The 22,281-nt window shown below is 71.2% G+C and carries 18 protein-coding genes; 7 read left to right on the forward strand and 11 right to left on the reverse strand.

Annotation, left to right across the window (positions count from 1 at the left end; all coding sequences use genetic code 11):
* Nucleotides 1–70 precede the first annotated feature (70 nt).
* Complete coding sequence (locus JKG67_RS08255) at nucleotides 71–2,113, reverse strand: ATP-dependent DNA helicase UvrD2 (RefSeq protein ID WP_203336809.1); 2,043 nt, start codon at nucleotides 2,111–2,113, stop codon at nucleotides 71–73.
* Nucleotides 2,114–2,390: 277 nt separating this feature from the next.
* Nucleotides 2,391–3,350 carry an NAD(+) diphosphatase gene (gene nudC, locus JKG67_RS08260; protein WP_203336810.1) on the reverse strand — a complete coding sequence of 320 codons (960 nt, stop codon included), beginning with the start codon at nucleotides 3,348–3,350 and terminating at the stop codon, nucleotides 2,391–2,393.
* Nucleotides 3,351–3,540: 190 nt separating this feature from the next.
* On the opposite strand from nudC, the gene JKG67_RS08265 reads away from it, so the two are divergent.
* Nucleotides 3,541–4,392, forward strand: a complete 852-nt coding sequence (locus JKG67_RS08265; RefSeq protein ID WP_203336811.1) for a serine protein kinase RIO — start codon at nucleotides 3,541–3,543, stop codon at nucleotides 4,390–4,392.
* Between the two features lie 49 nt (nucleotides 4,393–4,441).
* Here JKG67_RS08265 and JKG67_RS08270 read toward each other — a convergent pair whose 3' ends face one another.
* Entirely contained in the window at nucleotides 4,442–7,624 is a 3,183-nt protein-coding gene (locus JKG67_RS08270; protein ID WP_203336812.1) for an ATP-dependent helicase, read from the reverse strand.
* Complete coding sequence (locus JKG67_RS08275) at nucleotides 7,621–10,806, reverse strand: ATP-dependent helicase (RefSeq protein ID WP_203336813.1); 3,186 nt, start codon at nucleotides 10,804–10,806, stop codon at nucleotides 7,621–7,623. The genes JKG67_RS08270 and JKG67_RS08275 overlap by 4 nt, the downstream gene beginning before the upstream one ends.
* A gap of 43 nt (nucleotides 10,807–10,849) precedes the next feature.
* Here JKG67_RS08275 and JKG67_RS08280 point away from each other — a divergent pair, with 43 nt between their 5' ends.
* Nucleotides 10,850–12,043, forward strand: coding sequence for a phosphodiester glycosidase family protein (locus tag JKG67_RS08280; protein ID WP_203336814.1), 1,194 nt, complete (start codon nucleotides 10,850–10,852; stop codon nucleotides 12,041–12,043).
* A gap of 50 nt (nucleotides 12,044–12,093) precedes the next feature.
* Here JKG67_RS08280 and JKG67_RS08285 read toward each other — a convergent pair whose 3' ends face one another.
* Both JKG67_RS08285 and moeZ read right to left on the reverse strand, forming a co-directional pair.
* The gene (locus tag JKG67_RS08285) at nucleotides 12,094–12,951 is read right to left on the reverse strand and encodes a hypothetical protein (RefSeq protein ID WP_203336815.1); all 858 of its coding nucleotides are present in this window, start codon (nucleotides 12,949–12,951) and stop codon (nucleotides 12,094–12,096) included.
* Nucleotides 12,952–13,028: 77 nt separating this feature from the next.
* Nucleotides 13,029–14,228 carry an adenylyltransferase/sulfurtransferase MoeZ gene (gene moeZ, locus JKG67_RS08290; protein WP_203336816.1) on the reverse strand — a complete coding sequence of 400 codons (1,200 nt, stop codon included), beginning with the start codon at nucleotides 14,226–14,228 and terminating at the stop codon, nucleotides 13,029–13,031.
* 132 nt (nucleotides 14,229–14,360) lie between these two features.
* On the opposite strand from moeZ, the gene JKG67_RS08295 reads away from it, so the two are divergent.
* The gene (locus JKG67_RS08295; RefSeq protein ID WP_203336817.1) at nucleotides 14,361–15,020 is read left to right on the forward strand and encodes a TetR/AcrR family transcriptional regulator; all 660 of its coding nucleotides are present in this window, start codon (nucleotides 14,361–14,363) and stop codon (nucleotides 15,018–15,020) included.
* A gap of 127 nt (nucleotides 15,021–15,147) precedes the next feature.
* Nucleotides 15,148–15,369 (forward strand): DUF3107 domain-containing protein, encoded by a 222-nt coding sequence (locus tag JKG67_RS08300; RefSeq protein WP_203336818.1) that lies wholly within the window; start codon nucleotides 15,148–15,150, stop codon nucleotides 15,367–15,369.
* Nucleotides 15,370–15,382: 13 nt separating this feature from the next.
* Here JKG67_RS08300 and JKG67_RS08305 read toward each other — a convergent pair whose 3' ends face one another.
* Nucleotides 15,383–16,063, reverse strand: a complete 681-nt coding sequence (locus JKG67_RS08305) for a ferritin-like fold-containing protein (RefSeq protein WP_203336819.1) — start codon at nucleotides 16,061–16,063, stop codon at nucleotides 15,383–15,385.
* Nucleotides 16,064–16,202: 139 nt separating this feature from the next.
* Here JKG67_RS08305 and JKG67_RS08310 point away from each other — a divergent pair, with 139 nt between their 5' ends.
* Nucleotides 16,203–17,741, forward strand: coding sequence for a DEAD/DEAH box helicase (locus JKG67_RS08310; RefSeq protein ID WP_238998197.1), 1,539 nt, complete (start codon nucleotides 16,203–16,205; stop codon nucleotides 17,739–17,741).
* 8 nt (nucleotides 17,742–17,749) lie between these two features.
* Here JKG67_RS08310 and JKG67_RS08315 read toward each other — a convergent pair whose 3' ends face one another.
* The gene (locus JKG67_RS08315; RefSeq protein WP_203336821.1) at nucleotides 17,750–18,448 is read right to left on the reverse strand and encodes a L,D-transpeptidase; all 699 of its coding nucleotides are present in this window, start codon (nucleotides 18,446–18,448) and stop codon (nucleotides 17,750–17,752) included.
* Complete coding sequence (locus tag JKG67_RS08320) at nucleotides 18,448–19,224, reverse strand: ParA family protein (protein ID WP_203336822.1); 777 nt, start codon at nucleotides 19,222–19,224, stop codon at nucleotides 18,448–18,450. The genes JKG67_RS08315 and JKG67_RS08320 overlap by 1 nt, the downstream gene beginning before the upstream one ends.
* 77 nt (nucleotides 19,225–19,301) lie before the next feature.
* Here JKG67_RS08320 and JKG67_RS08325 point away from each other — a divergent pair, with 77 nt between their 5' ends.
* Nucleotides 19,302–20,063, forward strand: a complete 762-nt coding sequence (locus tag JKG67_RS08325; RefSeq protein ID WP_203336823.1) for an SDR family NAD(P)-dependent oxidoreductase — start codon at nucleotides 19,302–19,304, stop codon at nucleotides 20,061–20,063.
* Between the two features lie 17 nt (nucleotides 20,064–20,080).
* On the opposite strand, the gene JKG67_RS08330 is transcribed toward JKG67_RS08325, so the two are convergent.
* Both JKG67_RS08330 and JKG67_RS08335 read right to left on the reverse strand, forming a co-directional pair.
* The gene (locus tag JKG67_RS08330; protein ID WP_203336824.1) at nucleotides 20,081–20,956 is read right to left on the reverse strand and encodes a PHP domain-containing protein; all 876 of its coding nucleotides are present in this window, start codon (nucleotides 20,954–20,956) and stop codon (nucleotides 20,081–20,083) included.
* A gap of 26 nt (nucleotides 20,957–20,982) precedes the next feature.
* Nucleotides 20,983–21,609, reverse strand: a complete 627-nt coding sequence (locus JKG67_RS08335; RefSeq protein WP_203336825.1) for a DUF6758 family protein — start codon at nucleotides 21,607–21,609, stop codon at nucleotides 20,983–20,985.
* A 58-nt stretch (nucleotides 21,610–21,667) separates the two neighbouring features.
* Here JKG67_RS08335 and JKG67_RS08340 point away from each other — a divergent pair, with 58 nt between their 5' ends.
* The gene (locus JKG67_RS08340) at nucleotides 21,668–22,279 is read left to right on the forward strand and encodes a hypothetical protein (RefSeq protein WP_203336826.1); all 612 of its coding nucleotides are present in this window, start codon (nucleotides 21,668–21,670) and stop codon (nucleotides 22,277–22,279) included.
* Nucleotides 22,280–22,281: the final 2 nt, after the last annotated feature.

A 22,281-nucleotide genomic window follows, 5' to 3' on the forward strand; every position in this document is an offset into this window, starting at 1 on the left:
TACGACAGAATTTCTGTCATGAGCAATCTATTTTTTCGGTGCTTACGAAATTGTGACCTGAGCGGGCCGGTCAGCCTGCTCCCCAGGTCTCGCCGACCAGCGCCAGCACCTCGTCGCCGTACTTGTCGAGCTTGCTCTGTCCCACGCCGGAGATCTTGAGGAGTTCCCCGTGGGTGGCCGGCAACCTCTCCGCGATCATCTCCAGCGTGGCGTCGGTGAAGACCACGTAGGCCGGGTTGCCCTCGGCGGTGGCGCGCTCCTTGCGCCAACTCCGAAGCGCCTCGAAGAGGTCGAGGTTGTAGTTGATCGGGCAGTTGCCGCAGCGTTTGGTCTTGCGCTCGGCGGCGTTCTCCAGCGGGCGGCCGCAGTTGCGGCAGCGGGCGGCCTTCCCCCGGGCCTTGGCCTTCCGGCGGCCCGGCGCCGCATCGCCGGCCTGCGGACGGACCATGTCGAGGAACCTCGACGGCTTGCGGGATTGGCGACCACCGGGGTTGCGGGCCAGCGCCCAGGAGAGTTCCAGGTGTCGCCGGGCTCGGGTCACCCCCACATAGAGCAGCCGTCGTTCCTCCTCGATCTCAGCGGGGGTCTCGGCGTACACGAACGGCAGAGTGCCCTCGGTGACGCCGGTGACGAAGACCGCATCCCACTCCAGGCCCTTGGCTGCGTGCAGCGTGCCGAGGGTGACCCCGTCCGCGACCGGCGCGTGCTGCTCGGCGGACCGCCGGTCGAGCTCGGCCACGAAGCCGGCCAGCGTCGCCCCCTCCGCAGCGAAGTAGTCGCCGGCGGAGTCCACCAGCGCCTTGAGGCTCTCCCAGCGGTCCCGGACCTGGCCGCGGCCCTCGGGGGGCTCGGCGCGCCAGTTCATCTGGGAGAGCACCGCAGCCACGTCCCGCGCCGAGGGGTCGGCGTGCGCCGCTCCCCGCAACAGGCTCACTGCCTGTTTGACCTCGGCCCGCTCGAAGAACCGGGCCGCGCCGCGGACGACGTACCCGATGCCGCGGGCAGCGAGTGCCTCCTCGAATGCCTCGGAACGCGCGTTGATCCGGAAGAGTACGGCGATCTCGCCGAGCGCGACTCCGGCGCGTCGCAGTTCGTCGATCCGGGCGGCCACCCCCTCGGCCTCGGCGACCTCGTCGGGGAACTCGACCCACCGCACCGCAGCCGCGGGCTCGGCCTGCGCCTGCAACTCCACGCCCTGACTCGGGGTGTTGGCGAGCAAGGCGTTGGCGACCGCAATCACCTGCGGGGTGGAGCGGTAGTTGCGGACCAGTTCGATCGAGGTGGCGCCCGGGTGCTTCGTGGCGAAGTCGCGCAGGTACGACGCGTCGGCTCCGGCGAAGGAGTAGATGGTCTGGGCCGGGTCACCGACCACGCAGATCTCGTCTCGACCGCCCAGCCACAGGTCGAGCAGCGCCGACTGCAGCGGCGAGGCGTCCTGGAACTCGTCGACGACGAACCACTTGTACTGCCGCCGGACCTGCGCGGCCGCAGCCTCGTCGGTGGCGAGCAGACCAGCACAGAGCAACAGCACATCCTCCATGTCCATCTGCCCGGCGCTGCGCTTGGCGTCCTCGTAGCCGTGAAAGACCCGGGCCACCGTCTCGTGATCGACCTCGGCGACGTCCCGACCACGCGCCGCCGCGGTGCGGGCGTAGTCCTCGGGACGCACGTTGCTGACCTTGGCCCACTCAACCTCGCTGGCCAGGTCGCGCAACAGCGACTGATCCGCCTTGAGTCGCTGTCGGCTGGCCGCCAGTGCCAGCAGCCGGATCTTCGACTCGGTCAGCTCGGGCAGCTCCCGCCCGTGCACGCGGGGCCAGAAGTAGCGCAGTTGCCGCAACGCAGCGGAGTGGAAGGTCCGCGCCTGAACACCGGGAGCACCGAGGGTCCGCAGTCGCTCGCGCATCTCGCCGGCCGCCCGCGTGGTGAAGGTGACGGCCAGCACCTCGGAAGGCTCGTACACGCCGGTCGCGACCCCGTGTGCGATCCGGTGGGTGATCGCCCGGGTCTTGCCGGTGCCCGCTCCAGCCAACACTCGCACCGGCCCGCGCAGTGCCTCAGCCACCCTGCGCTGCTCGGGGTCCAAGGAGGCCAGGAGCCTCTCGGCATCCATCACGGGCTCCTCCTCCTCCTCCTGCTCGCCGCGGCCTTCTGCTCGTCTCGGCCTTCTGCTCGTCTCGGCCTTCTGCTCGTCTCGGCCTTCTGCTCGTCTCGGCGCCACAGTAGACGCCCGCCCCGACACCCCGCCGAGTTGGGCCTTATCCCCGCCGACTTGGGCCTTATCCCCGCCGAGTTGGGCCTTATCCGCGCCGAGTTGGGCCTTATCCGCCGAAACAAGCAACCTGGGCTGCCGATATCTGACACTTCGGCTGCCGAGAGGTGAAACTTCGTCAGGGGTGGCGCCAGGACTCGATGAGAGAGCGAGAGATCGAGACGGTGCCGGGGAGGATCACGTCGCCGGTGTTGAGGGAGTGCTCCAGTTCGGCGCGGGTGAACCAGCGAGCCTCCTCCAGTTCGTCGGGGTTGGGGGCGAGCGCAGGCAACCCCGACGCAGGCAACCCCGACGCCGGCAACCCCGACGCCGGCAGCCCCGAAGGCGGGGTGTCGTCGGCCGTGCGGGCGTGGAAGCCCAGCATCAGGCTGCCCGGCAGCGGCCAGGGCTGGTCGCCGTACGCCGTCACCTCGCCGACCCGGACACCGGTCTCCTCGGCGACCTCGCGGCGGACAGCGTCGGCCAACCGTTCACCGGGCTCCACGAATCCCGCCAACGTCGAGTACCGCCGCTCCGGCCAGCCCACCGCACGACCCAGCAGGCAGGCCTCCTCGTCGCTGCCGGACGGCCCGTGGGACACCAGCATGATCACCGCCGGGTCAGTGCGCGGGAAGTGCTGACGCGCGCAGCCGGGACAGGTGAGCACGTGACCGGCGGCCGTCGGCACCAGGCCCGTCCCGCACCGGGCGCAGAACCGGGTCGCCCGATGCCACTCCGCCATCCCCACCGCCTGCCACACCAGCGGGAGGGTCGGCTGCTCACCGACGAACTCCCAGGCCCCTCGTAGGGTCACCCAGTCGTCGCCGAGCACCCGGTCCACCAGCACCGCGAAGTGGGCGATGCCGTCCACCTCGCCGAGCAGCACCCGGACGCCGTCGGGCGCCTGCCTCACCGGCACCCACTCGACCTGACCGGCGACGATCCGCAGTCGTGCCTTGGCCAGCACCAGCACTCGGGTGTCGGGGCGCTGCCACTGCTGGTCGGCCCACTCCTGGTCGGTACGGCGCAGCCCCAGCCGGTCGTGCGCGATCCAGTCACCGGCGACATGGCCGGGACCAGCGCGATCGTTCGTCGTCATCGGGGCCAAAACTACCCCCATCCACAGCCCCACCGACGCATCGGAAACCCGGTTGCGGCCGCGGCCCGCTGCCACGCACCATGGGACCGAGCCACCGGTGCCGCCGGTGCCCGACGAGAGGAGCGTGACATGACGATCACTGTCCTCGGCCTGTCCTCAGACCGACCCCTCTCGACCCGGAGCACCCGCCATGACCCCCGAGCACAACCCCGCGCCGCAGCACTCCGGCGCCCCTGACCCCTTCACCTTCGTCCCGTACGACGATCTGGCCGACGGCCAGCGCTGGTCGACCTGGCTGGACGTGGAACCGCTGTGCCGTGGTCCCGAGCCTCGCCCCGGATGGGTGGTGACCGGCAGCGGCGCGATCGACACCGAGCTCGGCATCCTCAAGACGGGCAAGGAGGCCGACGTGTCGCTGCTGCAGCGGGCCGATCCCCGCCGACCGGAGGAGTCGGTGGTGATGGCGGCGAAGCGCTACCGCTCCCCCGAGCACCGCTCCTTCCACCGATCCGCGGCCTACACGGAGGGCCGCAGCATGCGGCGCTCCCGGGATCAGCGGGCGATCAAACGCAAGAGCACCTTCGGACGGCAGGTGGCGGCCGGCGAGTGGGCGGTCTCGGAGTGGAACGCTCTGGTCCGCTGCTGGCAGCTCGGCGTGCCGGTCCCCTACCCGGTCCAGATCGACGGCACCGAGATCCTGATGGAGTGGATCACCGCCGAGGAGGAGACTGCACCCCGACTCATTCAGGTGCGGCCCGCACCGGCACTGCTGGCGTCGTACCTCGAGCAGGTACGCGACGCGCTCATCACCCTGGTCCGCGATGGCGTGGCGCACGGCGACCTCTCGCCGTACAACGTGCTGGCCGCCGGCGAGAGGCTGGTGCTGATCGACATGCCTCAGGTCGTCGACCTGGCCGGTAACCCGCAGGGATTCGACTACCTGAGGCGCGACTGCCTGGTGATGAGCGACTGGTTCACCCGCCGCGGTCTCCCGGTCGACGGTGAGGCGCTCTTCGCGGACCTGGTCGCGCAGGCGTGGTGACCGCCCCACCCCGCAGCGCCCCACGTAGGAGCGATCAGGGCAGGAGCGCTCATGGCAGCAGTGCTTCGAGGTCCTCGCGCACCGGCAGCCCGACCGGCTCCTCGAAGCGGCCCGACCTGACGTGGAAGAACGCCGCCCGTACCCGTTCCACCGGTACGCCGGTCAGCTCGGCCCAGGCGACCCGGTAGACCGCCAACTGCAGTGGGTCGGCCTGCTCACCGCGGCCGGTCTTCCAGTCCACCAGCAGCCACCCGTCCCCGTCGGCGTAGACCGCGTCGATGCGGCCGCGCACCACCTGCGGACCCAGCACCAGCGCGAACGGGGCCTCCACCGCATGCGGGACCCGGTCGGCGAACTCGCTGCGTTCGAAGGAGGCGGCGAGCTCGGCGAGCTCGGAGTCGTCCACATCAGCATCGCCGCGACCCCACAGCTCGTCGGCGTCGATCAGCGACTGCTGCCCGACGCGCCCCTCCACCCAGGCGTGGAAGCGGCTGCCCGATCGAGCGGCCGGGGACGGAGGGCGCGGCATCGGCCGGGCCAGGTCGGCGGCGAACCCGTCGGGGTCGTCCTGGAGCCGGGCCAGCGCGGTCGCCGACAGCGACGGCGGCAGCGGCACCTCGACCACGTCCGGGCGGGAGCGGCGCGCCTCACCCAGCAGCCGCTCCAGATCGGTGTCCCAGTCGGCCACCTGGGCCGCCTCGAGCATGTCCAAGCCGGTGTCCTCACCGGCCTGGACCTGCGCCACGAGTGCGGCGGCACGGCGACGCAGCTCGGCCTCGCGCCCCACCCCCGAGCGCGGCCAGAGTGCCGGCGCGCCGGCGTTGCGGAAGGGGTTGGTGGCCCCCTTCGGGGGTTGGTCAAGCCACTGCTGGGGTGGCTGCTTCCACTGAGCCATCGCCTCGGCGACCTGCTTCTGGAACACCGACGGCCCCAACGGCCGGCTGCCCTCGCCCCACAGGTAGGAGGTGACCGCCAGCCGCTCGGCGGCGCGGGTGAAGGCCACATAGGCCAGCCGCAACTCCTCCTCGCGGTCGTGCGCGCGGACCCGGTCCCGGTAGGCCACCAGCGCGGGCTTGTCGCAGCCGTCCAGCTGCGGCTGGTCGCCGGCGTCGCCACGCAACGCCGACGGCAGCGGCGGCGCGGTGCTGGTCCAGTTGGCGCGGCCGCGAGTGCTGGGGAACTTCGTCTCACACACCCCGACACAGAAGACATGCGCCCACTCCAGCCCCTTGGACCGATGCACGGTGAGCAGCTTCACCGAGTCCGCCTGGCTGGGGGTGGCCAGGTCGAGGCCGCCGGCGAAGTCGTCCTCGGCGGTCAGGTAGGCCAGCAGCGCCGCCAGGCTGACGTCCCCGTCGATGGCCTGGAAGTCGGCGACCGCCTTCACGAACAGATCCAGGTTGTCGCGTCGCGACGCGGCCGCCGGGCCGACCGCGGAGGCGAGCTCGACGTCCACGCCGGTCACATCGACAATCCGCCGCACCAGGTCGAGGAGCGGTTCGCCGACGTGCCGGCGGAGCATCCGCAGCTCGTCGGCGAGCAGGGCGAAACGCTCCCGGGCCACCGGTGAGTACGACGCCTCCGCACCCGGGTCCTCCAGAGCGTCCAGCAGCGCCGGCACCTCGACCGCGTCGACGCCGTCGGCGATCTGCTCCAGTTGATCGGTCAGCGTGTCGGCGTCGGGGCCGTCTCCGCCGGCCAGCCGCTTCGCGCGCTGCGCCAGCAGCCGGAGGTCGCGGGGGCCGATCGCCCAGCGTGGTCCGGTCAGCAGGGTCAGCAACGCGGCGTTCGCGGTGACGTCCTGCATCAGGTGCAGCACCGATACCACGTGGGCCACCTCCGGCAGCCGCAGCAGCCCGGCCAGCCCGACGATCTCGACCGGGACACCGGCGCCGGTGAGCACGTCGTACACCGCCTCGGCGCGCTTGTTGTCGCGCGTCAGCACGCCGATCTGGGACCAGTCGGCACCGCGCCCGTCATGGGCGTCACGGACCGCCTCGACCAGCCACGCCAACTCCTCCTCGCTCGACTCGAAGACCCGGACCTCGACCTCGCCCGGCGCCGCATCCGGGGCCGCCTCGAGGGGGGCCACCGGGTACTTCTCCAGCAGCGGCCCGGCCAGATGGTTGGCCACGTCGAGGATCCGGGTCCGCGATCGGCGGTTGACGGTCAGGTGGTGGATCGTCGCCGGGCTGCCGTCAGCGCGTCGGAACACCTCGGGGAAGTGCACGATGTTGGACACCGAGGCGCCCCGCCACCCGTAGATGGCCTGGTTCGGGTCGCCCACCGCAGTCACCGGGTGGCCGCCGCCGAAGAGCCGCGCCAGCATCAGCGCCTGCGCGACCGAGGTGTCCTGGTACTCGTCCAGCAGCACCACCCGGAACCGGTCCCGCTCGGCGGCACCGACAGCCGGCTGCTCGTCGGCGAGCCGGGCGCCGAGGGCGATCTGGTCGGAGAAGTCCATCAGCCCCAGCGTCTGCTTGAGGTGGCGGTACTCGCCGACCAGTCCCAGCAGTTCCTGACGCCGCTCCCCCGCGGTGATCGCCTTCCCGGGGGTGTCCGCTCCGTCGATGTAGCTCTTGCGGGCCTTGCCTGCCCGTTCCTCAGCGATCGCCGCGGAGAATCCGCGCCGCCACGTCGCGTCCTCGGCCAGCACCTGCGCCGGCGTCACCAGATGCTCACTCATCGCCGCATCGAGTTGCAGCAGCCACTGGATCACCGTCGGCGGGTGGTCGCTGAGGGCGGCGATCTCGCCGGTGTGGCGTTGCACGACCCGGGCGCCGAGTTGATAGCGGGCCGCGTCGGTGATCACCCGGGTATCGGGCTCGTGGCCGATCCGGAGGCCGTGATCGGTCAGCAGGGCGGCCGCATAGGCGTTGTACGTCGCCACCGTCGGCTCGAGGATGTCGGCCTCCTCGCCCGCAGGCGGCGCCGTCGGGTCCGGCGTGGCCAGCACCCCGGCGGCGGTCAGCGCGTCCAGGATCCGGGTACGCAGTTCGGCCGCTGCCTTGGTGGTGAAGGTGAGCCCGAGGACCTGGTCGGGGCGCACCTGGCCGGTGACCACCAGGTAGACCACCCGGGCCGCCATCAGCGTGGTCTTGCCCGACCCGGCGCCGGCGATCACCACCCCGGGCTCCAGGGGCGCGGAGATCGCCGTCCACTGCTGAGCACTGGGCGCGAACGGGGTGCCCATCACCCGCTGCAGGTCCGCCGGCGTCCGCACCGCGATCATGCCTCGACCACCGAGTCCGTGGTCGTGGTCGGGCAGAGGGTGTGGAAGCCGCAGTTGGTGCAGTGGCCCCCGGGGGTGGCCGGGAAGCGTTCGTCGCGGATCACGTCGGTGGCCGCGGCCATCAACGACCGCAGCTCGGCGCGGACCGGGTGGGCGTCGGCGTGCGGTTCCTGCCGCTGCACCAGCGCGGCACCGGGGCTCTCCATCAGACCCAACTGGACCAGTTCGGCTCCTCCGCTCGGTGCGCGGGCGTCGGCGAAGGCGCCCGCATCGACCGCGTACTGATAGAACGCCAGCTGGACGTGTCGGTCCACCTTGCTCGCCTTGGTCCGCCCGGTCTTGAGGTCGACGACCACCACCCGCCCGTCGCTGTCCACCTCCAGCCGGTCCGCCTTGCCGGTGAGCCGTACCGACCGTCCGTCCTCGAGTTCGACGACGGCAGAGAAACTCTTCTCCACCTCGGCCAAGGCCCGGGGGTTGGCCGTGTGCCAGTCGAAGAACCGCTGCATCGCCGCCTGCACCCGTTCCCGTTCCCGTTCCCGGGCCCAGGGGATCCGGAAGCTCATCCGTGACCAGACCCGGTCCACCTCGGCCAGCAACTCCTCGGTGAGCCGTGGCTCCAGTTCGCCGCGGCCGACTCGCTCGGCGACCGCATGGACGATGTTGCCGAGGTTGGCGGCCTGGTGGGTGGCTGAGGCGCCGCCGGCCTCACGCTCGAAGAACCAGCGGGCCGCGCAGGTGGTGATCGCGTCCACCATGGTGGCCGAGACGGGCACCGGCGCCTCCGGGTCTCGCAGGGGCTGGACCGCTCGGGACGCGGCTCGGGTGCCCCACCAGGTGGACGGGTCCGCAGCCGGCACCAGCGGCCGGCCGCCGACCTGCTCCCGGGCCAGCGCGGCGAGCCGGCGGGCTGCGGCCAGCCGCAGGCCCTCGGCCACGTCGGGGTCGGCGACGGTACGACGCAGCTCGGCGACCAGTCCCGCCATCGACATCGGGCGTCGGGGCCGCCCCACCAGGTGCTCGGGCTGCACCCCCAGCTCGCCCAGGAACCGGGACGGCTGCTCGCCGTCGTCGTCGGCCGAGGCGACAGCGGTGACGACCAGCCGTTCGGTGGCCCGGGTGCAGGCGACGTAGAAGAGGCGGCGCTCCTCCAGCAGCAGCTCCCGCGCTGTCACCGGAGGCTGCAAGCCGTCGGTGCCGATCAGGTCGCCGGGCAGCAGCGTGGAGCGTCGGCGCAGATCCGGCCAGCCTTCGGCCTGGACGTGCGCCACCACCACCAGCCGCCACTGCAGGCCCTTGGCCCGATGCGCGGTGAGCAGCCGGACGCTGGAGCCGCGCACACCGCGCTCGGCCAGGCTGTCCCCCGGGATCTGTTGGGCCACCAGGGTGGCCAGGAAGTTGACCACGCCTGTGTGGTCCCGGCGGGTCTCGGCCCGGGCGGCCGCGTCGAAGAGGGCACAGATCGCGTCCAGGTCCCGGTGCGCGCGTCGGGCCGCGCCGCCGCCGGCCTCCACCGAGCGGCGCAACCGGGCCGGCCAGTCGGTGCCGTCCCAGAGCAGCCACAGCAACTGCTCGGCGGTCGCCCCCGCCTCGAACGCGGTTCGGGCGCGGTCCAGCAGCGTCACGAAGGCGTGGGCGCGCGCTGCTTCGGGCCCGTCCAGTCCGTCCAGCCGGGCGGGATCGACCAGGACCTGGCGGACCAGGTCGTCCGAGGTGGGCACCGGCTCGCCGGTCTCGGATGCTCGAGCCTTCGCGCGGCTCCGCAGCTGGCGGGCGAGTCGGCGCACCTCACCGGCGTCCATGCCGCCCAGCGGCCCCATCAGCAGCGAGTGCGGGTCGGGGCCGTCCTCGCCCTGCTCGGCCCCCAGGTGCACGACTGCCCGAAGTGCCTCCAACAGCGGCTGAGTGGCCGGGTCGCGCACCAGCGGCAGGTCGTCGGCGGCGACCTCGACCGGCACCCCGGCGGCGGTCAGGGAGCGGCGCAGCCCGGGGATGGTGGTCCGCCCGGACCGCACCAGCACCGCCATCTGGTCCCAGGCGATCCCGTCGCTCAGGTGGGCCCGGCGGAGCAGATCGGCCAGGTGTTCGGCCTCGGCCCGGTCGGTGTCGAAGGTGAACACCTCGAGTCGACCCGGCTCGGCCGCCTCGGCCTCGGGTTCGGAGAAGGCCTTGCGGGCCTCGATCGGGATGCTGCCGGGCAGCGACAGCCGGGTCGCCACCCGTTGTGAGGCGCGCAGCAGCCGGGGCCCGAACCGACGGGTGGTCCGCAACGCGACCACCGGCGCCGGCCGGCCGTCCGCGGTCGGGAACTCGGTCGGGAAGTCCAGGATTCCGCGCACCTCGGCGCCTCGGAACCCGTAGATCGACTGGTGCGGGTCGCCGACCACGGTCAGGTTCCGGCCATCGCCGGCGATCGCCCGCAGCAGGGCGACCTGACCTGGGTCGGTGTCCTGGTACTCGTCCACGAAGACGTGGCTGAACCGGGCGCGCAGCTCGTCGACATGGTGCTCCGCCTCCAGCGCCGCCCGCCGGATCAGGTCGGCGTAGTCGGTGGCCCCCTGGCTGTCCAAGACGGTCAGGTACTGGTCGAGGAAGGCGCCTGCGGCGACGAACTCGGGCAGGTCGTGCTGGGCGCCGAGCCGGGTCAGCGCCGCGCCGTCCAGGCCCTTCTCCCGGGCCCGGGCGAGCACCGACCCCACTTCGTGGGCGAACCCGCGGGTGCCCAGGGCACGGCCCAACGACGCCGGCCAATGCACCGACTCGGGGTGGTCTGCCAGCAGTTCGCGGAGTACGACGTCCTGCTCCGGCGCCGACAGCAGCCGCAGCGGGGCGTCGTAGAGGTCGGTAGGGGCGTAGTGGCGGATCAGCCCGTAGGCGAACGAGTGGAAGGTGGCACTCATCGCCGCAGACACGGTGCGCCCGACCCGGGCGGTGACCCGATCCCGCAGCTGCTCGGCGGCCTTCCGGGAGAAGGTCAGCGCCAGGATCGCGTCCGGCGCCACTCCGTCATCGATGCGGGCCGCGATGGCTTCGACGAGCGTGGTGGTCTTGCCGGTGCCCGGCCCGGCCAGCACCAGCAGCGGACCCGCCCGGTGGGCCACCACCTGGCGTTGGGCCTCATCGAGGTGGACGGCTCCGGGGGGTGCCGCCGGCGCGGCGAGGAGTCGATGGCTGACCGGCATGGCGCCACCCTGCCATGTGGCACCGACACCTACCATCGAGGGCGTGCGACCTGCTGCCGCGTGGCTCGTGTCGATGCTCCTGGTGCTGCCGGTGACGCTCCCGGCTTCAGCCCACCCGACCTCGACACCGACCTCGGCTGCCGTGGATCCGGCGTACCCACGACACAGTTCCGACGGGCTTCCCGGCACCACCGTGCTGCCCGGGAACGGGCGCGTTGTCCCGGTGATCAGCAACGAGTTCAGCCAGGAGATCGCGCCGGGGCTCAGCTATCGCCGCTGGGACACCACCGACGCCCGTGGCCGGTTCCGCGCGCATCTGCTGGTGGGCGACCTGGCCGAGGCGACCCTGGGAGTGCGGTACGTCGGAGCCGGCAAGGTCCGCCACCGCGCTCCGGTGCGACGGCTGCTGACCCGCAACAACGCGATCGCCGGCGTCAACGGCGACTTCTTCGACATCGGCGAGTTGGGCGCGCCGCTCGGCCTGGGAGTGCACCGCGGCACCCTGCGACACGGGCACCTGCGACCGCACGCCGCCTTCGTGGTCGGCCGTGGCGGCAAACCACGCATCGGCAGCATCTCGGTGGTGACCCGGATCCGGGAGTTCCCGGAGTTGACCATCACGAGCGTCAACTCCCCGGTGGTGGACAGGCACGGGATCGGCCTGTACACCCCGCTCTGGGGCCGCACCGCCGGGGCGAAGGTGATCCGCGGGTCGGCCAACCGACGCGAGGTGGTGATCCGCGGAGGCCGAGTGGTGGCCAACCGCAAGCGCCTGAGCAACCGGATGCGGATCCACGGCCGGGTGCTGATCGGCAAGGGACGCGGCGCCCGGCAGCTGGCCGCCCTGAAGGTGGGCACCCGGGTCACCGTCCGGGCCCGCCCCGCGGGGAAGCCGCAGGTGGTGCTCAGCAGCAACCGGATCCTGGTCAGCGACGGGGCCCTGACCGGGCTCAATGACACCGAACTGCACCCCCGGACCGCCGTCGGGGTCAACGGCGACACGGTGATGCTGCTGGTCGTGGACGGCCGTTCCGAGTACAGCCGCGGTCTCACCATGCGTGAACTCGGGCAACTGCTGCGTGACCTCGGCGCGACCGACGCGCTGAACCTCGACGGCGGCGGTTCCTCCACCTTGGTGGCCCGCACCCCGGCGGGACGCCTGCGGGTTCGCAACGACCCCTCCGACGGGCAGCAGCGCCGGGTGCCGAACGGGCTCGGGTTCGTCTCCCGAGGCTGAGTGAGCATGACGGTGGGCGGGCGGTCGACCCGCCCGCCCACTATCGATGATCAGCCGGAGAAGGCTTCGGTGCCGGGCACCAGCTGCAGTCCGCCGATGCCGGAGTGCTGCTGGGCGTAGCCGAGCTCGCGGGCCAGGTCGCCGACACCGTTGGAGCCGGCCAGCGGAGCGAGCGCCAGCGTGGAGAGGGTGCCCAACGCCCGGCCCGAGGAGTCCAGGAAGGCCGAGCCGGAGTCTCCGGGGACGCCCGGGGAGAAGGTGTAGACCGAGTGGTTCCAGCCGTCGCCGCTGGTGCCGAGGCTGATGCCCTGCTTCGGCGACAGCGGGGTCAGCCCCAGCCGCAGGCTGGAGTTGCCGTAGGAGTAGACGGACTCACCGGCGGCGGTGCCGGTGGTGTTCAACCCCACGGGTCCACCCCAGAACGGGATCGTCGGGTTGACCTTGCCCAGGTCGGCGTTGTCCACCTTGACCAGGGCGAAGTCGTTGTAGGCACATGCGTTCGGGTCGGTCTCCCCGGTCTGGTTCATGGCCATCCAGCTGGAGTAGGCCAGGGTGCCGCCGCCGACCCGGGCACCCGAACTCAGCAGCGAACCGCCGGTGCGGAACTCGACCGGGGTGCCGAGCGGCAGGCTGCTGGCCAGGCAGCCGTTGGTGTCGGTCGCGGCGCCGGTGCCGGCACAGTGCGCGGCGAAGCCGACGTAGGTGCTGCCCACGGCGTCGGTGAAGACGAAGTTGGCCGTGCACTGGCCTCCGGAGGTGTACATCTGGACGCCGGGTGTGATGGTCGCCGAGGAGCTCGGCGCCCAATCGGTGCGCGGCGCCGCCTGGGCTGGGGCAGCCGCCACCAGACCGAGGGAGGCGGTCAGCACCAGGCTGCCAAGGGTGGACGCGAGAACACGCAAGGACATAGGACCCTCCAGAGCGGGACGTTGGACTGGGTCCCTTCAACCTAGTACGTGTTCCACCCAGGGGCAATGGCGGTCTGTCAGTACGACGGCTGGCTGGGGTCGATCTGGTTCACCCAGGCCACCACGCCACCGCCGACGTGCACCGCGTCGGCGTACCCGGCGCCCTTGACGATGGCCAGGCACTCGGCCGACCGGACGCCGGACTTGCAGTGCAGCACCAACTGCTTGTCCGAGGGCAACTGCTCCAGCGCCGCTCCGCTGAGGAACTCGCCCTTGGGGATCAGCACCGAGCCGGGGATCTGGTTGATCTCGTACTCGTTCGGTTCCCGGACGTCGACCAGCACGAAGTCCCGGCTGCCCTCCTCGCGCTCCTTGAGCATCGAGGCCAACTGGGTGACCGAGATGGTCGCGTCGGCGGCGGCGTCGGCCGCCTCCTCGGAGACCGCACCGCAGAAGTACTCGTAGTCGATCAGGCCGGTGACGGTCGCCTGCTCCCCGCAGAGGTCGCACTTGGGGTCCTTGCGGACCTTGAGCTTGCGGTACTCCATCTCGAGTGCGTCGTAGATCATCAGCTTGCCGACCAGCGGGTCGCCGATGCCGGTGAGGAGCTTGATCGCCTCGTTGACCTGGATCGAGCCGATGGACGCGCACAGCACTCCGAGCACGCCGCCCTCGGCGCAGGACGGCACCATGCCGGGCGGCGGGGGCTCCGGGTAGAGGCACCGGTAGCAGGGCGCGTCATCGGTCAGCGTCGGCGCGAAGACGGATGCCTGGCCGTCGAAGCGGTAGATGGAGCCCCACACGTACGGAATGCCCAGGAAGTACGCCGCGTCGTTGACCATGTAGCGGGTGGCGAAGTTGTCGGTGCCGTCGACGATCAGGTCGTAGCCCTTGAAGACCTCGAAGACGTTGTCGTTGTCCAGGCGCTCGCCGTGCACGATGACGTTGACCAGCGGGTTCACCTCGGCGACCGACTCCTTGGCCGAGATCGCCTTCGGTCGACCCACGTCGGACTGACCGTGGATGATCTGGCGCTGCAGGTTGGACTCGTCGACCTCGTCGAACTCGACGATGCCGAGGGTGCCCACTCCGGCCGCGGCGAGGTAGAGCAGCGCCGGACTGCCCAGGCCTCCGGCCCCGATGACCAGCACCTTGGCGTTCTTCAGCCGCTTCTGCCCGCTCATCCCCACGTCGGGGATGATCAGATGACGGCTGTAACGGCGTACCTCGTCGACGGTCAGCTCGGCTGCCGGCTCCACGAGCGGCGGAAGGGACACTGCTACTCCTCGTACTGGTCAAATGGGCGTCGTGCAGGCAACACACGGACGCGGCCCATTGTTCCTCGCCGGACAACCGGGGTGCCCCGCCAGCCCGACATCCGGACCCCAGTAGGCTGCGCATCGGACACAATGAACTTGGAGGTGACGTCGGTGAGCGTTGGCGGCTTCGGTGCGAATCTGCGACCGCGCGGTGGACGACTGCCGCGCCGCGAACGCCGCGTCCAACTCCTCAAGTCCGCACTCGAGGTGTTCGTGGCCCAGGGCTACCACGCGGCGGCCATGGACGACATCGCCGAGCGAGCCGGGGTCTCCAAGCCGGTGCTCTACCAGCACTTCCCCGGCAAGCTGGAGCTCTACCTGGCGCTGCTGGACGCCTCCTGCGACACCATCATCGACAACTGCCGAGCCGCCCTCGACGCCACCGACGACAACAAGCTCCGGGTCGAGGCCGCCGTCGCTGCGTTCTACTCCTACGTCGCCGAGGAGACCGGCGCCTTCCGGCTGGTCTTCGAGTCCGACCTGACCAGCGAGCCCGCGGTCCGCGAGCACGTGGAACGGGTCACCACCGAGTGCGCGGACCTGATCGGGCACGTCATCGCCGACGACACCGGTCTGCCCACCGACATGGCCCGGCTGCTCGCCGTCTCGCTGGTCGGGATGGCCCAGGTCTCGGCCCGCTACTGGCTGACCGAGACCGCCGGCATCCCCCGCGAGAGCGCGGCCGCGCTGGTCGCCGGACTCGCCTGGCGAGGGATCGCCGGCTACCCGCTCAGCGACGAGATCGGCTGAGAGGTGCGCCCTGCGGGGTGCTGACACCGCGCCCACGGGCGAGCCCGCGGCGTCGTGATTCCAGACCGCGTGCCAGAATCGTCACGCCGCTGCCAAGAACTGGCCGGCACTGAGTGAAGGAGCACCTGTGGAGGTCAAGATCGGCGTCCAGAACGCCGCCCGCGAACTCACCGTCGACGTGGCGGCCGAGGCGGACGAGGTGGCCGCCCTGGTGTCCGCCGCCGTCGAGTCCGGGGGCGTCCTCGCCCTCACCGACGTGAAGGGGCGACGGACGATGGTGCCCGCCGCGAAGCTGGCCTATGTCGAGATCGGCAGCAGCACCGTCGGCACTGTCGGCTTCCGCAGCTGAATCCCCGGGCTCCTCAGGAGTCCAGGCCGAGCTGGGCCATCCGGTCCGCGTGCCGCTCGGTGATCCGGGCCAGCAGTTGCCCGATCGCGACCAGATCCATCCCCGGGGTGTCGGCGCCGGCGAGCAGCCCGGTCAGGGCATCGCGGTCGGCGATCACGCGCTGTGCCTGGGCGAGCGCCTCGCCCATCAGCCGGCGACCCCACAGGGCCAGCCGGCCACCCAGTTGCGGATCCGCCTCGATGGCGGAGCGGACCCGGTCCACCACGAACTGTGAGTGCCCGGTGTCGGCGAGCACCTCGGTGACCAACTCCCGGGTCTCGGGGTCGAGGAACTCGGCGATCTCGCGGTAGAAGTCGCAGGCCAGTGAATCCCCCACGTAGGCCTTGACCAGGCCCTCGTACCAGTCCGCCGGCTGGGTGTGGTCGTGGAACGCGGTGATCGGGGCGGCGAACTCGGCCATCGTCGCGAACGGGTCGGCGCCGAGCTCGACGATCCGTGCCCGGACGCTGGCCACATGGGTCATCTCCACCGCAGCCATGGTGGCCAGCGCCACCTTGTCCTCGAGCGTCGGAGCGAGCTTGGCGTCGGCCGCGAGCCGGTCGAACGCGGAGATCTCGCCGTACGCGATCACCCCCAGCAGATCGACGACTGCGGCGCGGTAGCGCGGGTCCTTCGTGGCCGAGGATTCAGTCATGCTCGAACCCTACCGATAGTCTGGGGTCTACGAGGGCACCGGAACACTCTTCGGCGCCCCTTCCCCCAGACCGGGGGCGAACCGCGCTCCTGGTCGCGTATGTCCGCGGCCTTCGCAATCTTGAAGTGGGCCGCAGCCCCTGAGCAGAGAGCGAAGAACACTGACTACCGAAGCCACCACCCATACCTTCCGCGACCTGGGCGTCCTGCCCGAGATCTGCGACGCCCTGGAACGCAAGGGGATCAGCACTCCCTTCCCGATCCAGGAGATGACCCTCTCGGTCGCCCTGATGGGCACCGACCTGATCGGCCAGGCGCGCACCGGCACCGGCAAGACCCTCGCGTTCGGCATCCCGATCGTGCAGCGGGCCGTCGCCCAGCACGACCCCGACTACTCCCAGATGGCCACCGGCAAGCCCCAAGCCCTGGTGGTCGCCCCCACCCGGGAGCTGGCGCTGCAGGTCTCCGGCGACCTGACCCTGGCCGGCAGCGACCGCGGCATCCGAGTGCTGACCGTCTACGGCGGCGTCGGCTACGAGCCGCAACTGGAGGCCCTCGAGGCCGGAGTCGACGTCGTCGTCGGCACCCCGGGCCGGTTGATCGACCTGGCCAACCGCCGGGTCCTGGACCTGTCGCACGTGAAGTCGCTGGTGCTCGACGAGGCCGACGAGATGCTCGACCTCGGCTTCCTGCCCGACGTGGAGAAGCTGATCGGGCTCACCCCAGAGACCCGGCAGACGATGCTGTTCTCGGCGACCATGCCGGCCGCCATCGTCTCGCTGGCCCGGACCCACATGCGGCACCCGATGAACATCCGGGCCGAGTCGACCAGTGACAGCCAGATGGTGCCGGCCACCGCCCAGTTCATCTACGTGGCCCACGACCTCGACAAGCCGGAGATCATCGGGCGCATCCTGCAGGCAGACGATGCCGAGAAGGTGATCGTCTTCACCCGCACCAAGCGTCAGTCGCAGCGGATCGCCGACGACCTCTCCGAGCGCGGTTTCGCAGCCAGCCCCCTGCACGGAGACATGCAGCAGGCGGCCCGGGAGCGGGCGATGAGCCGGTTCCGTGAGGACAAGGTGAAGGTGCTCGTCTGCACCGACGTCGCAGCCCGGGGCATCGACGTGGCCGGCGTCAGCCACGTCATCAACTACACCTGCCCCGAGGACGACAAGACCTACGTGCACCGGATCGGGCGGACCGGCCGGGCCGGCGCCACCGGCGTCGCGGTGACCTTCGTCGACTGGGCCGACGTGACCCGGTGGAAGGTCATCAACAAGGCCCTGGGGCTGCCGTTCGAAGACCCCCAAGAGACCTACTCCACCTCCGACCACCTGTACCACGACCTCGGTATCGCGCCGGGCACGAAGGGGCGGATCGTCCCCGAGAAGCCGGCCGAGCCCAAGGGTGACCGCTCCCGCGGTGGCCGTTCGGGCGATCAGGGCAAGGGCCAGTCGCGTGGTGGCCAGTCCCGTGATGGCCAGTCCCGTGATGGCCAGTCCCGTGGTGGACGCGGCGGCCAGCAAGGTGCCCGCGGCAGCGACACCGCCGACGCGGATCAGCCGCAGCGCAGCCGCAACAACCGGAACCGGAACCGGAACCGGACCCGCCGTCGGGGCGGCCAGGTGGTCGGCAACGGCGACAGCGGCGCCACCAGTTCACCGGCATCGGCCTGAGGACTGGCTCAGGCGACGACGACCACGGTGGTGCCCAGGGGCGCGAACTCCCACAGCGCCTCCGCGTCCTCGGGAGCCTGCCGGATGCAGCCGATCGACAGCGGCGTGCCCAACTGGTCCCGGGTCTGCACCGGCTTCCCGTTCTTCAGCGGGATGTCGTGGAACCCGATCGCGGCTCGCTCACCGCGGGTGAAGCGCACGAAGTGGCGCATGGTGCCGGAGTTGTCCACACCGATCGCGTTCTCCGAGCGCGAGTAGACCGAGTAGGTGCCCGGCTTGAGGTTGTCGTAGATCGAGCCGGAGACCGGGTAGGTGCGCCTGACCTGCTCGTCGGCGTCCACCAGCCACACCCGCTGGGCCGCCTGGGCGAAGACCACCCGGTAGCCGGACCCGGAGTCCTTGGGCAACACGGTCGGATCGGGCACCAGCGCAGTGCCTGCCCGGGCGGGCGTGGGTCGACCGGTGGCCCGAGCCGGCACCTCGTCGGCCTCGGGCTCGGCGGCCACCTGCCCGTCGGGCTCGGCGGCGACCTGCCCCTCCGGATCGACCGCGACCTGACCGGAGTTGGCCGACACCTGACCGGACTTGGTCAGCGAACCGACACCGAGCCCACCGAGCACCGCCACGAAGGTCACCGTCAGCGCACACAGCGCCACCGCGAGCCGCCCGTAGCGCGGCCGGACCCCCTCCATCCGGTGCCTCGACATCAGCGACTCCCGGCGCGCTTCACCAGGTTCGCAGCGACGTCACGATAGGCCTGGGCCCCCTTGTGGGACCGGCTGGTCGACAGGATCGAGCGTCCGACCGCCGGCGCCTCGGCGAACTTGATCGACTTGGGGATCGGCGGCTCGATCACATCCAGGTCGTAGGCGTCCGAGATCGTCTCCAGCACCGTGCGCGCATGGTTGGTGCGCCCGTCGTACAACGTGGGGAGCACCCCCCACACCTCGAGCTTGCGGTTGGTGAAGCGACGTACGTCGTGCACCGTGTCCAGCAGTTGCCCGACGCCGCGGTGCGAGAGCGTCTCGCACTGCAGGGGCACCACCACGGCGCGCGCCGCGGTCAACGCGGCCACCGTGAGCACACCCAGCGACGGGGGGCAGTCGAGCAGCACCCAGTCGTAGCCGGCACCGTCGTCCTCGAGTTGCTCCAATGCGGACTTCACCACGTGCTCACGACCGGTCCGGGTGAGCAGGTCGGCCTCCGCACGGGCCAGTTCGATGGTGGCCGGCAGCAGGTGCACCCCATCGTCGGTGGGGATGATCGCCTCGCGTGCGTCCAGCCCCTTGGTAAGGACGTGATGGACCGACGTCTCCAGATCCTCCGGGTCGATGCCCAAGGAGAAGGTCAGGCAGGCCTGCGGGTCGAGGTCGACCAGCAGCACCGAGTGCCCGGACTCGGCCAGTGCCGCTCCGAGCGAGGCGACCGTGGTCGTCTTGGCCACGCCACCCTTCTGGTTGGCGATCGCGAGTGTGGTGCTCATCAGGCCCCATCATGCCGCACCGGCCCAGACGGTGGGTGGGCGACACTCACCTCGGGTGCACCTGCGAGAGTGAGCCCATGAGCAAGACCGCCCTCATCACCGGAGGCACCGCCGGGATCGGCCGCGCGTTCGCCGACGCTCTGGCCGCCGACGGCCACGACCTGATCCTCGTCGCCCGGGACGCCCAGCGGCTGGCCGACACCGCTGCGGAACTGAGCGCAGTCCACCAGATAGCCGTTGAGACGATCGCCGCCGACCTCTCGGTCCGCGAGGACGTGGACCGGGTCGCGGGTCGCCTCTCGGATCCCGGCCGGCCCGTGGACCTGCTGGTCAACAACGCCGGCTTCGGGCTGAAGGGCCGCTTCGCCGACAACCCCATCGACGCCGAGCAGGCACTGCTGGACGTCCTGGTGACCGCGGTGCTGCGACTCAGTCACGCTGCGCTGCTGCCGATGGCCGAGCGTGGTAGCGGAGCCATCATCAACGTGTCCAGCGTGGCCGCGTTCCTGCCGCGAGGCAGCTACAGCGCGGCGAAGGCCTGGGTGAACAGCTTCAGTGAGTGGGCGCACCAGGAGTACGCCGATCGCGGGGTGAGCGTGATGGCCCTGTGCCCGGGCTTCGTGCGCACCGAGTTCCATCCCCGGATGGAGGTCGGCCACGACTCCGCCCCGACGTTCATGTGGCTGGATGCGGCCGCCGTGGCCGCCGACGCGTTGGCGGACCTGCGCCGCGGTCGGGCGATCTCCATCCCGAGCAAGCGGTACAAGCTGCTGGTGGCCGGCAGCCGGGCGATCCCCCGCGGCCTGCTGCAACGAGCCCAGTCACTGGGTCGGAAGTAGTCCGGGCAGAGCCTCGTTCAGCCCAGCCGTTCGCCGGTGTCACCGGTGGCCGCTGCCCGCGCCCGGCCGGCGCGCTCGAGGAGGGCGTCGAGCATCTCCGGCTCGGTGGTGTGGCAGCCGAGTTCGTGGTCGACCTTGCCGGTCCCGTGATGATCGCTGGAGCCGGTCCGGATCAGGCCCAATCGGTCCGCCACCTCGGCCAGTTCCCGACGTACCTGGGGGCGGTGGTCCTGGTGCGCCACCTCGACGCCGGCCAGGCCCACGCCCGCCAGTTCGGCCAACCGAGACTCGGGCAGGTGACGCCGAGTCCCCCGACCCCACGGATGCGCCAGCACGCTCACTCCTCCGGCGGCCTCGACCGTCCGGATCGCCTCCTCCAACGGTGCCGCCCACCTGTCCACGTACGCCGGCCGGCCGCGGCCGAGCAGCCGGTCGAAGGCCTCGTTGCGATGCTGCACCTCCCCGAGCCCGACCAGCGCATCGGCCACATGCGGTCGGCCGACCGCAGCCGCCGGGCCGGCCACCCGGTCGACCTCGGCGACAGTGATCCGACTGCCCAACTCACGGAGCCGGGCCACCATCTGCGGCACCCGGGCGTCGCGACCCTGACGGATGCGATCCAGCATCGCGGCCAGCCCGGGATGGTCAGCCGCCGGCAGGTAGGCCAGCAGGTGCACCGAGGCGCCGGCCTCCTCGGCGCTGATCTCCAGGCCACGCACCAACCCGATGCCCACCCGGTCGGCGGCCTCGGCGGCCTCGTCCCAGCCGGCGCAGGTGTCGTGGTCGGTCAACGCGATCACGTCGAGACCTGCTGCTGCGGCGGCCCGGATCAGCTCGGTGGGCGTCTGGGTGCCGTCACTGACCCGGGAGTGGGTGTGCAGGTCGATCCGCATGCCGCACAGCCTGCCACCTGCACCGCTCACCACGGGGGCGCAGTGCCACCGAAGGGCATCTCGACCAGGTGAGGCCCGTCGCCGGAGACGTCCCGAAGGATCCAGTCGTCGCGCAGCAACAGCATCGCCGAGGCGGGTCTCATCACCATCCACAGCCACCGTCCGGCGGCCTCGCCGGCGACCACCGAGCGGTCGAACCTGGTGTCGGCGTCGGCGGTGTAGACGTCCCACAGGGGCACGCTCTGGCGGCCGGTGCGGATCCGCACCGACGGCCGCCCCAGACCGATGGTCGGGTCGGGCACCGGCGTGCCCGCACACCGGGCGCCGAGTCCGGTGCCTGGCTCCTCGGCCACCACCAGCACATCGACCGGGCCGTCCAGGTCGCTGGTGCCCGAACAGCAGGTGAGGGTGGCCAGCACCTTGTCGCCGTCACCGACGACGGCGAAGTCGGTCACCGACCAGCCTGGCCCCATCGGCCACGGCAGGTAGGTCGGGAAGTCGCCCGCGGTGCGGAGCTGCTCGGCGAAATCGGCGTACGACGAGTGCGTGGGTCGCCACAACGGCGTCACCACGCCGTGGGTGGGGCAGCGCCACGGCCCCTCGGCGCGGCTGAGCTGCTCCGGGCAGGTGGGACAGGCTGCGGCCAGCGACATGGCTCCACGGTGATCGTTGTGGCCCTTCTCGTCAAGCAGATCGCCTACGGTGGCACCCGTGACGTGGCTCGATGCACTCGGCTGGACCGGTACCGCGATCCTGGTGATCTCTTTGATGCAGGCCCGGGTGCTGCGGTTCCGGGTCCTCAACCTGGCCGGCAGCGTGCTGCTGCTGGCCTTCAACGGCCTGTTGCAGATCTGGCCGATGGTGGCGCTCAACGCCCTGCTGGCGGTGATCAACGTGTGGTTCACGGTGAAGCTGCTGCGGACGCGGCACGACACCGCCACCTACCAGGTCGTCCAGGTGCGCACCGACGACGGGCTGCTGGAGCATCTGCTGCGGCTGCGTGCCGAGGACATCGCGGAGCATCAGCCCGACTTCGATGTGGGTGCCCTGGCCGAGCGCGACTACGCCTTCGTAGTGGTCGCCGAGACACAGTTGGTCGGCGTGGTGCTGCTGGACGGCGACGGGGACACCGCGGTGGTCAGGCTTGACTACGTCCTGCCCGCCTACCGCGACTTCACGCCGGGCGAGTTCGTGTGGCGGCGCAGCTCGATGCTCGCCGAGCACGGGTTCCGGCGAGTCCTCACCTCACCGCAGATGGTGGACGACTACTACCCGCACGTCGGCTTCCGCCGCGAGGGCGACCGGTTCGTGCTCGACCTGTGACC

Origin of the sequence: Nocardioides limicola, assembly GCF_016827675.1 — a bacterium.
Taxonomy (GTDB): Bacteria; Actinomycetota; Actinomycetes; order Propionibacteriales; family Nocardioidaceae; genus Nocardioides; species Nocardioides limicola.

Excerpts from the sequence above, each read along its gene's own strand:
- JKG67_RS08255 (WP_203336809.1), bottom strand. The coding sequence starts at position 2,113 with ATGGATGCCGAGAGGCTCCTGGCCTCCTTGGACCCCGAGCAGCGCAGG.
- nudC (WP_203336810.1), bottom strand. The coding sequence starts at position 3,350 with ATGACGACGAACGATCGCGCTGGTCCCGGCCATGTCGCCGGTGACTGG.
- JKG67_RS08265 (WP_203336811.1), top strand. The coding sequence starts at position 3,541 with ATGACCCCCGAGCACAACCCCGCGCCGCAGCACTCCGGCGCCCCTGAC.
- JKG67_RS08270 (WP_203336812.1), bottom strand. The coding sequence starts at position 7,624 with ATGATCGCGGTGCGGACGCCGGCGGACCTGCAGCGGGTGATGGGCACC.
- JKG67_RS08275 (WP_203336813.1), bottom strand. The coding sequence starts at position 10,806 with ATGCCGGTCAGCCATCGACTCCTCGCCGCGCCGGCGGCACCCCCCGGA.
- JKG67_RS08285 (WP_203336815.1), bottom strand. The coding sequence starts at position 12,951 with ATGTCCTTGCGTGTTCTCGCGTCCACCCTTGGCAGCCTGGTGCTGACC.
- JKG67_RS08295 (WP_203336817.1), top strand. The coding sequence starts at position 14,361 with ATGAACTTGGAGGTGACGTCGGTGAGCGTTGGCGGCTTCGGTGCGAAT.
- JKG67_RS08305 (WP_203336819.1), bottom strand. The coding sequence starts at position 16,063 with ATGACTGAATCCTCGGCCACGAAGGACCCGCGCTACCGCGCCGCAGTC.
- JKG67_RS08315 (WP_203336821.1), bottom strand. The coding sequence starts at position 18,448 with ATGTCGAGGCACCGGATGGAGGGGGTCCGGCCGCGCTACGGGCGGCTC.
- JKG67_RS08320 (WP_203336822.1), bottom strand. The coding sequence starts at position 19,224 with ATGAGCACCACACTCGCGATCGCCAACCAGAAGGGTGGCGTGGCCAAG.
- JKG67_RS08325 (WP_203336823.1), top strand. The coding sequence starts at position 19,302 with ATGAGCAAGACCGCCCTCATCACCGGAGGCACCGCCGGGATCGGCCGC.
- JKG67_RS08330 (WP_203336824.1), bottom strand. The coding sequence starts at position 20,956 with ATGCGGATCGACCTGCACACCCACTCCCGGGTCAGTGACGGCACCCAG.
- JKG67_RS08335 (WP_203336825.1), bottom strand. The coding sequence starts at position 21,609 with ATGTCGCTGGCCGCAGCCTGTCCCACCTGCCCGGAGCAGCTCAGCCGC.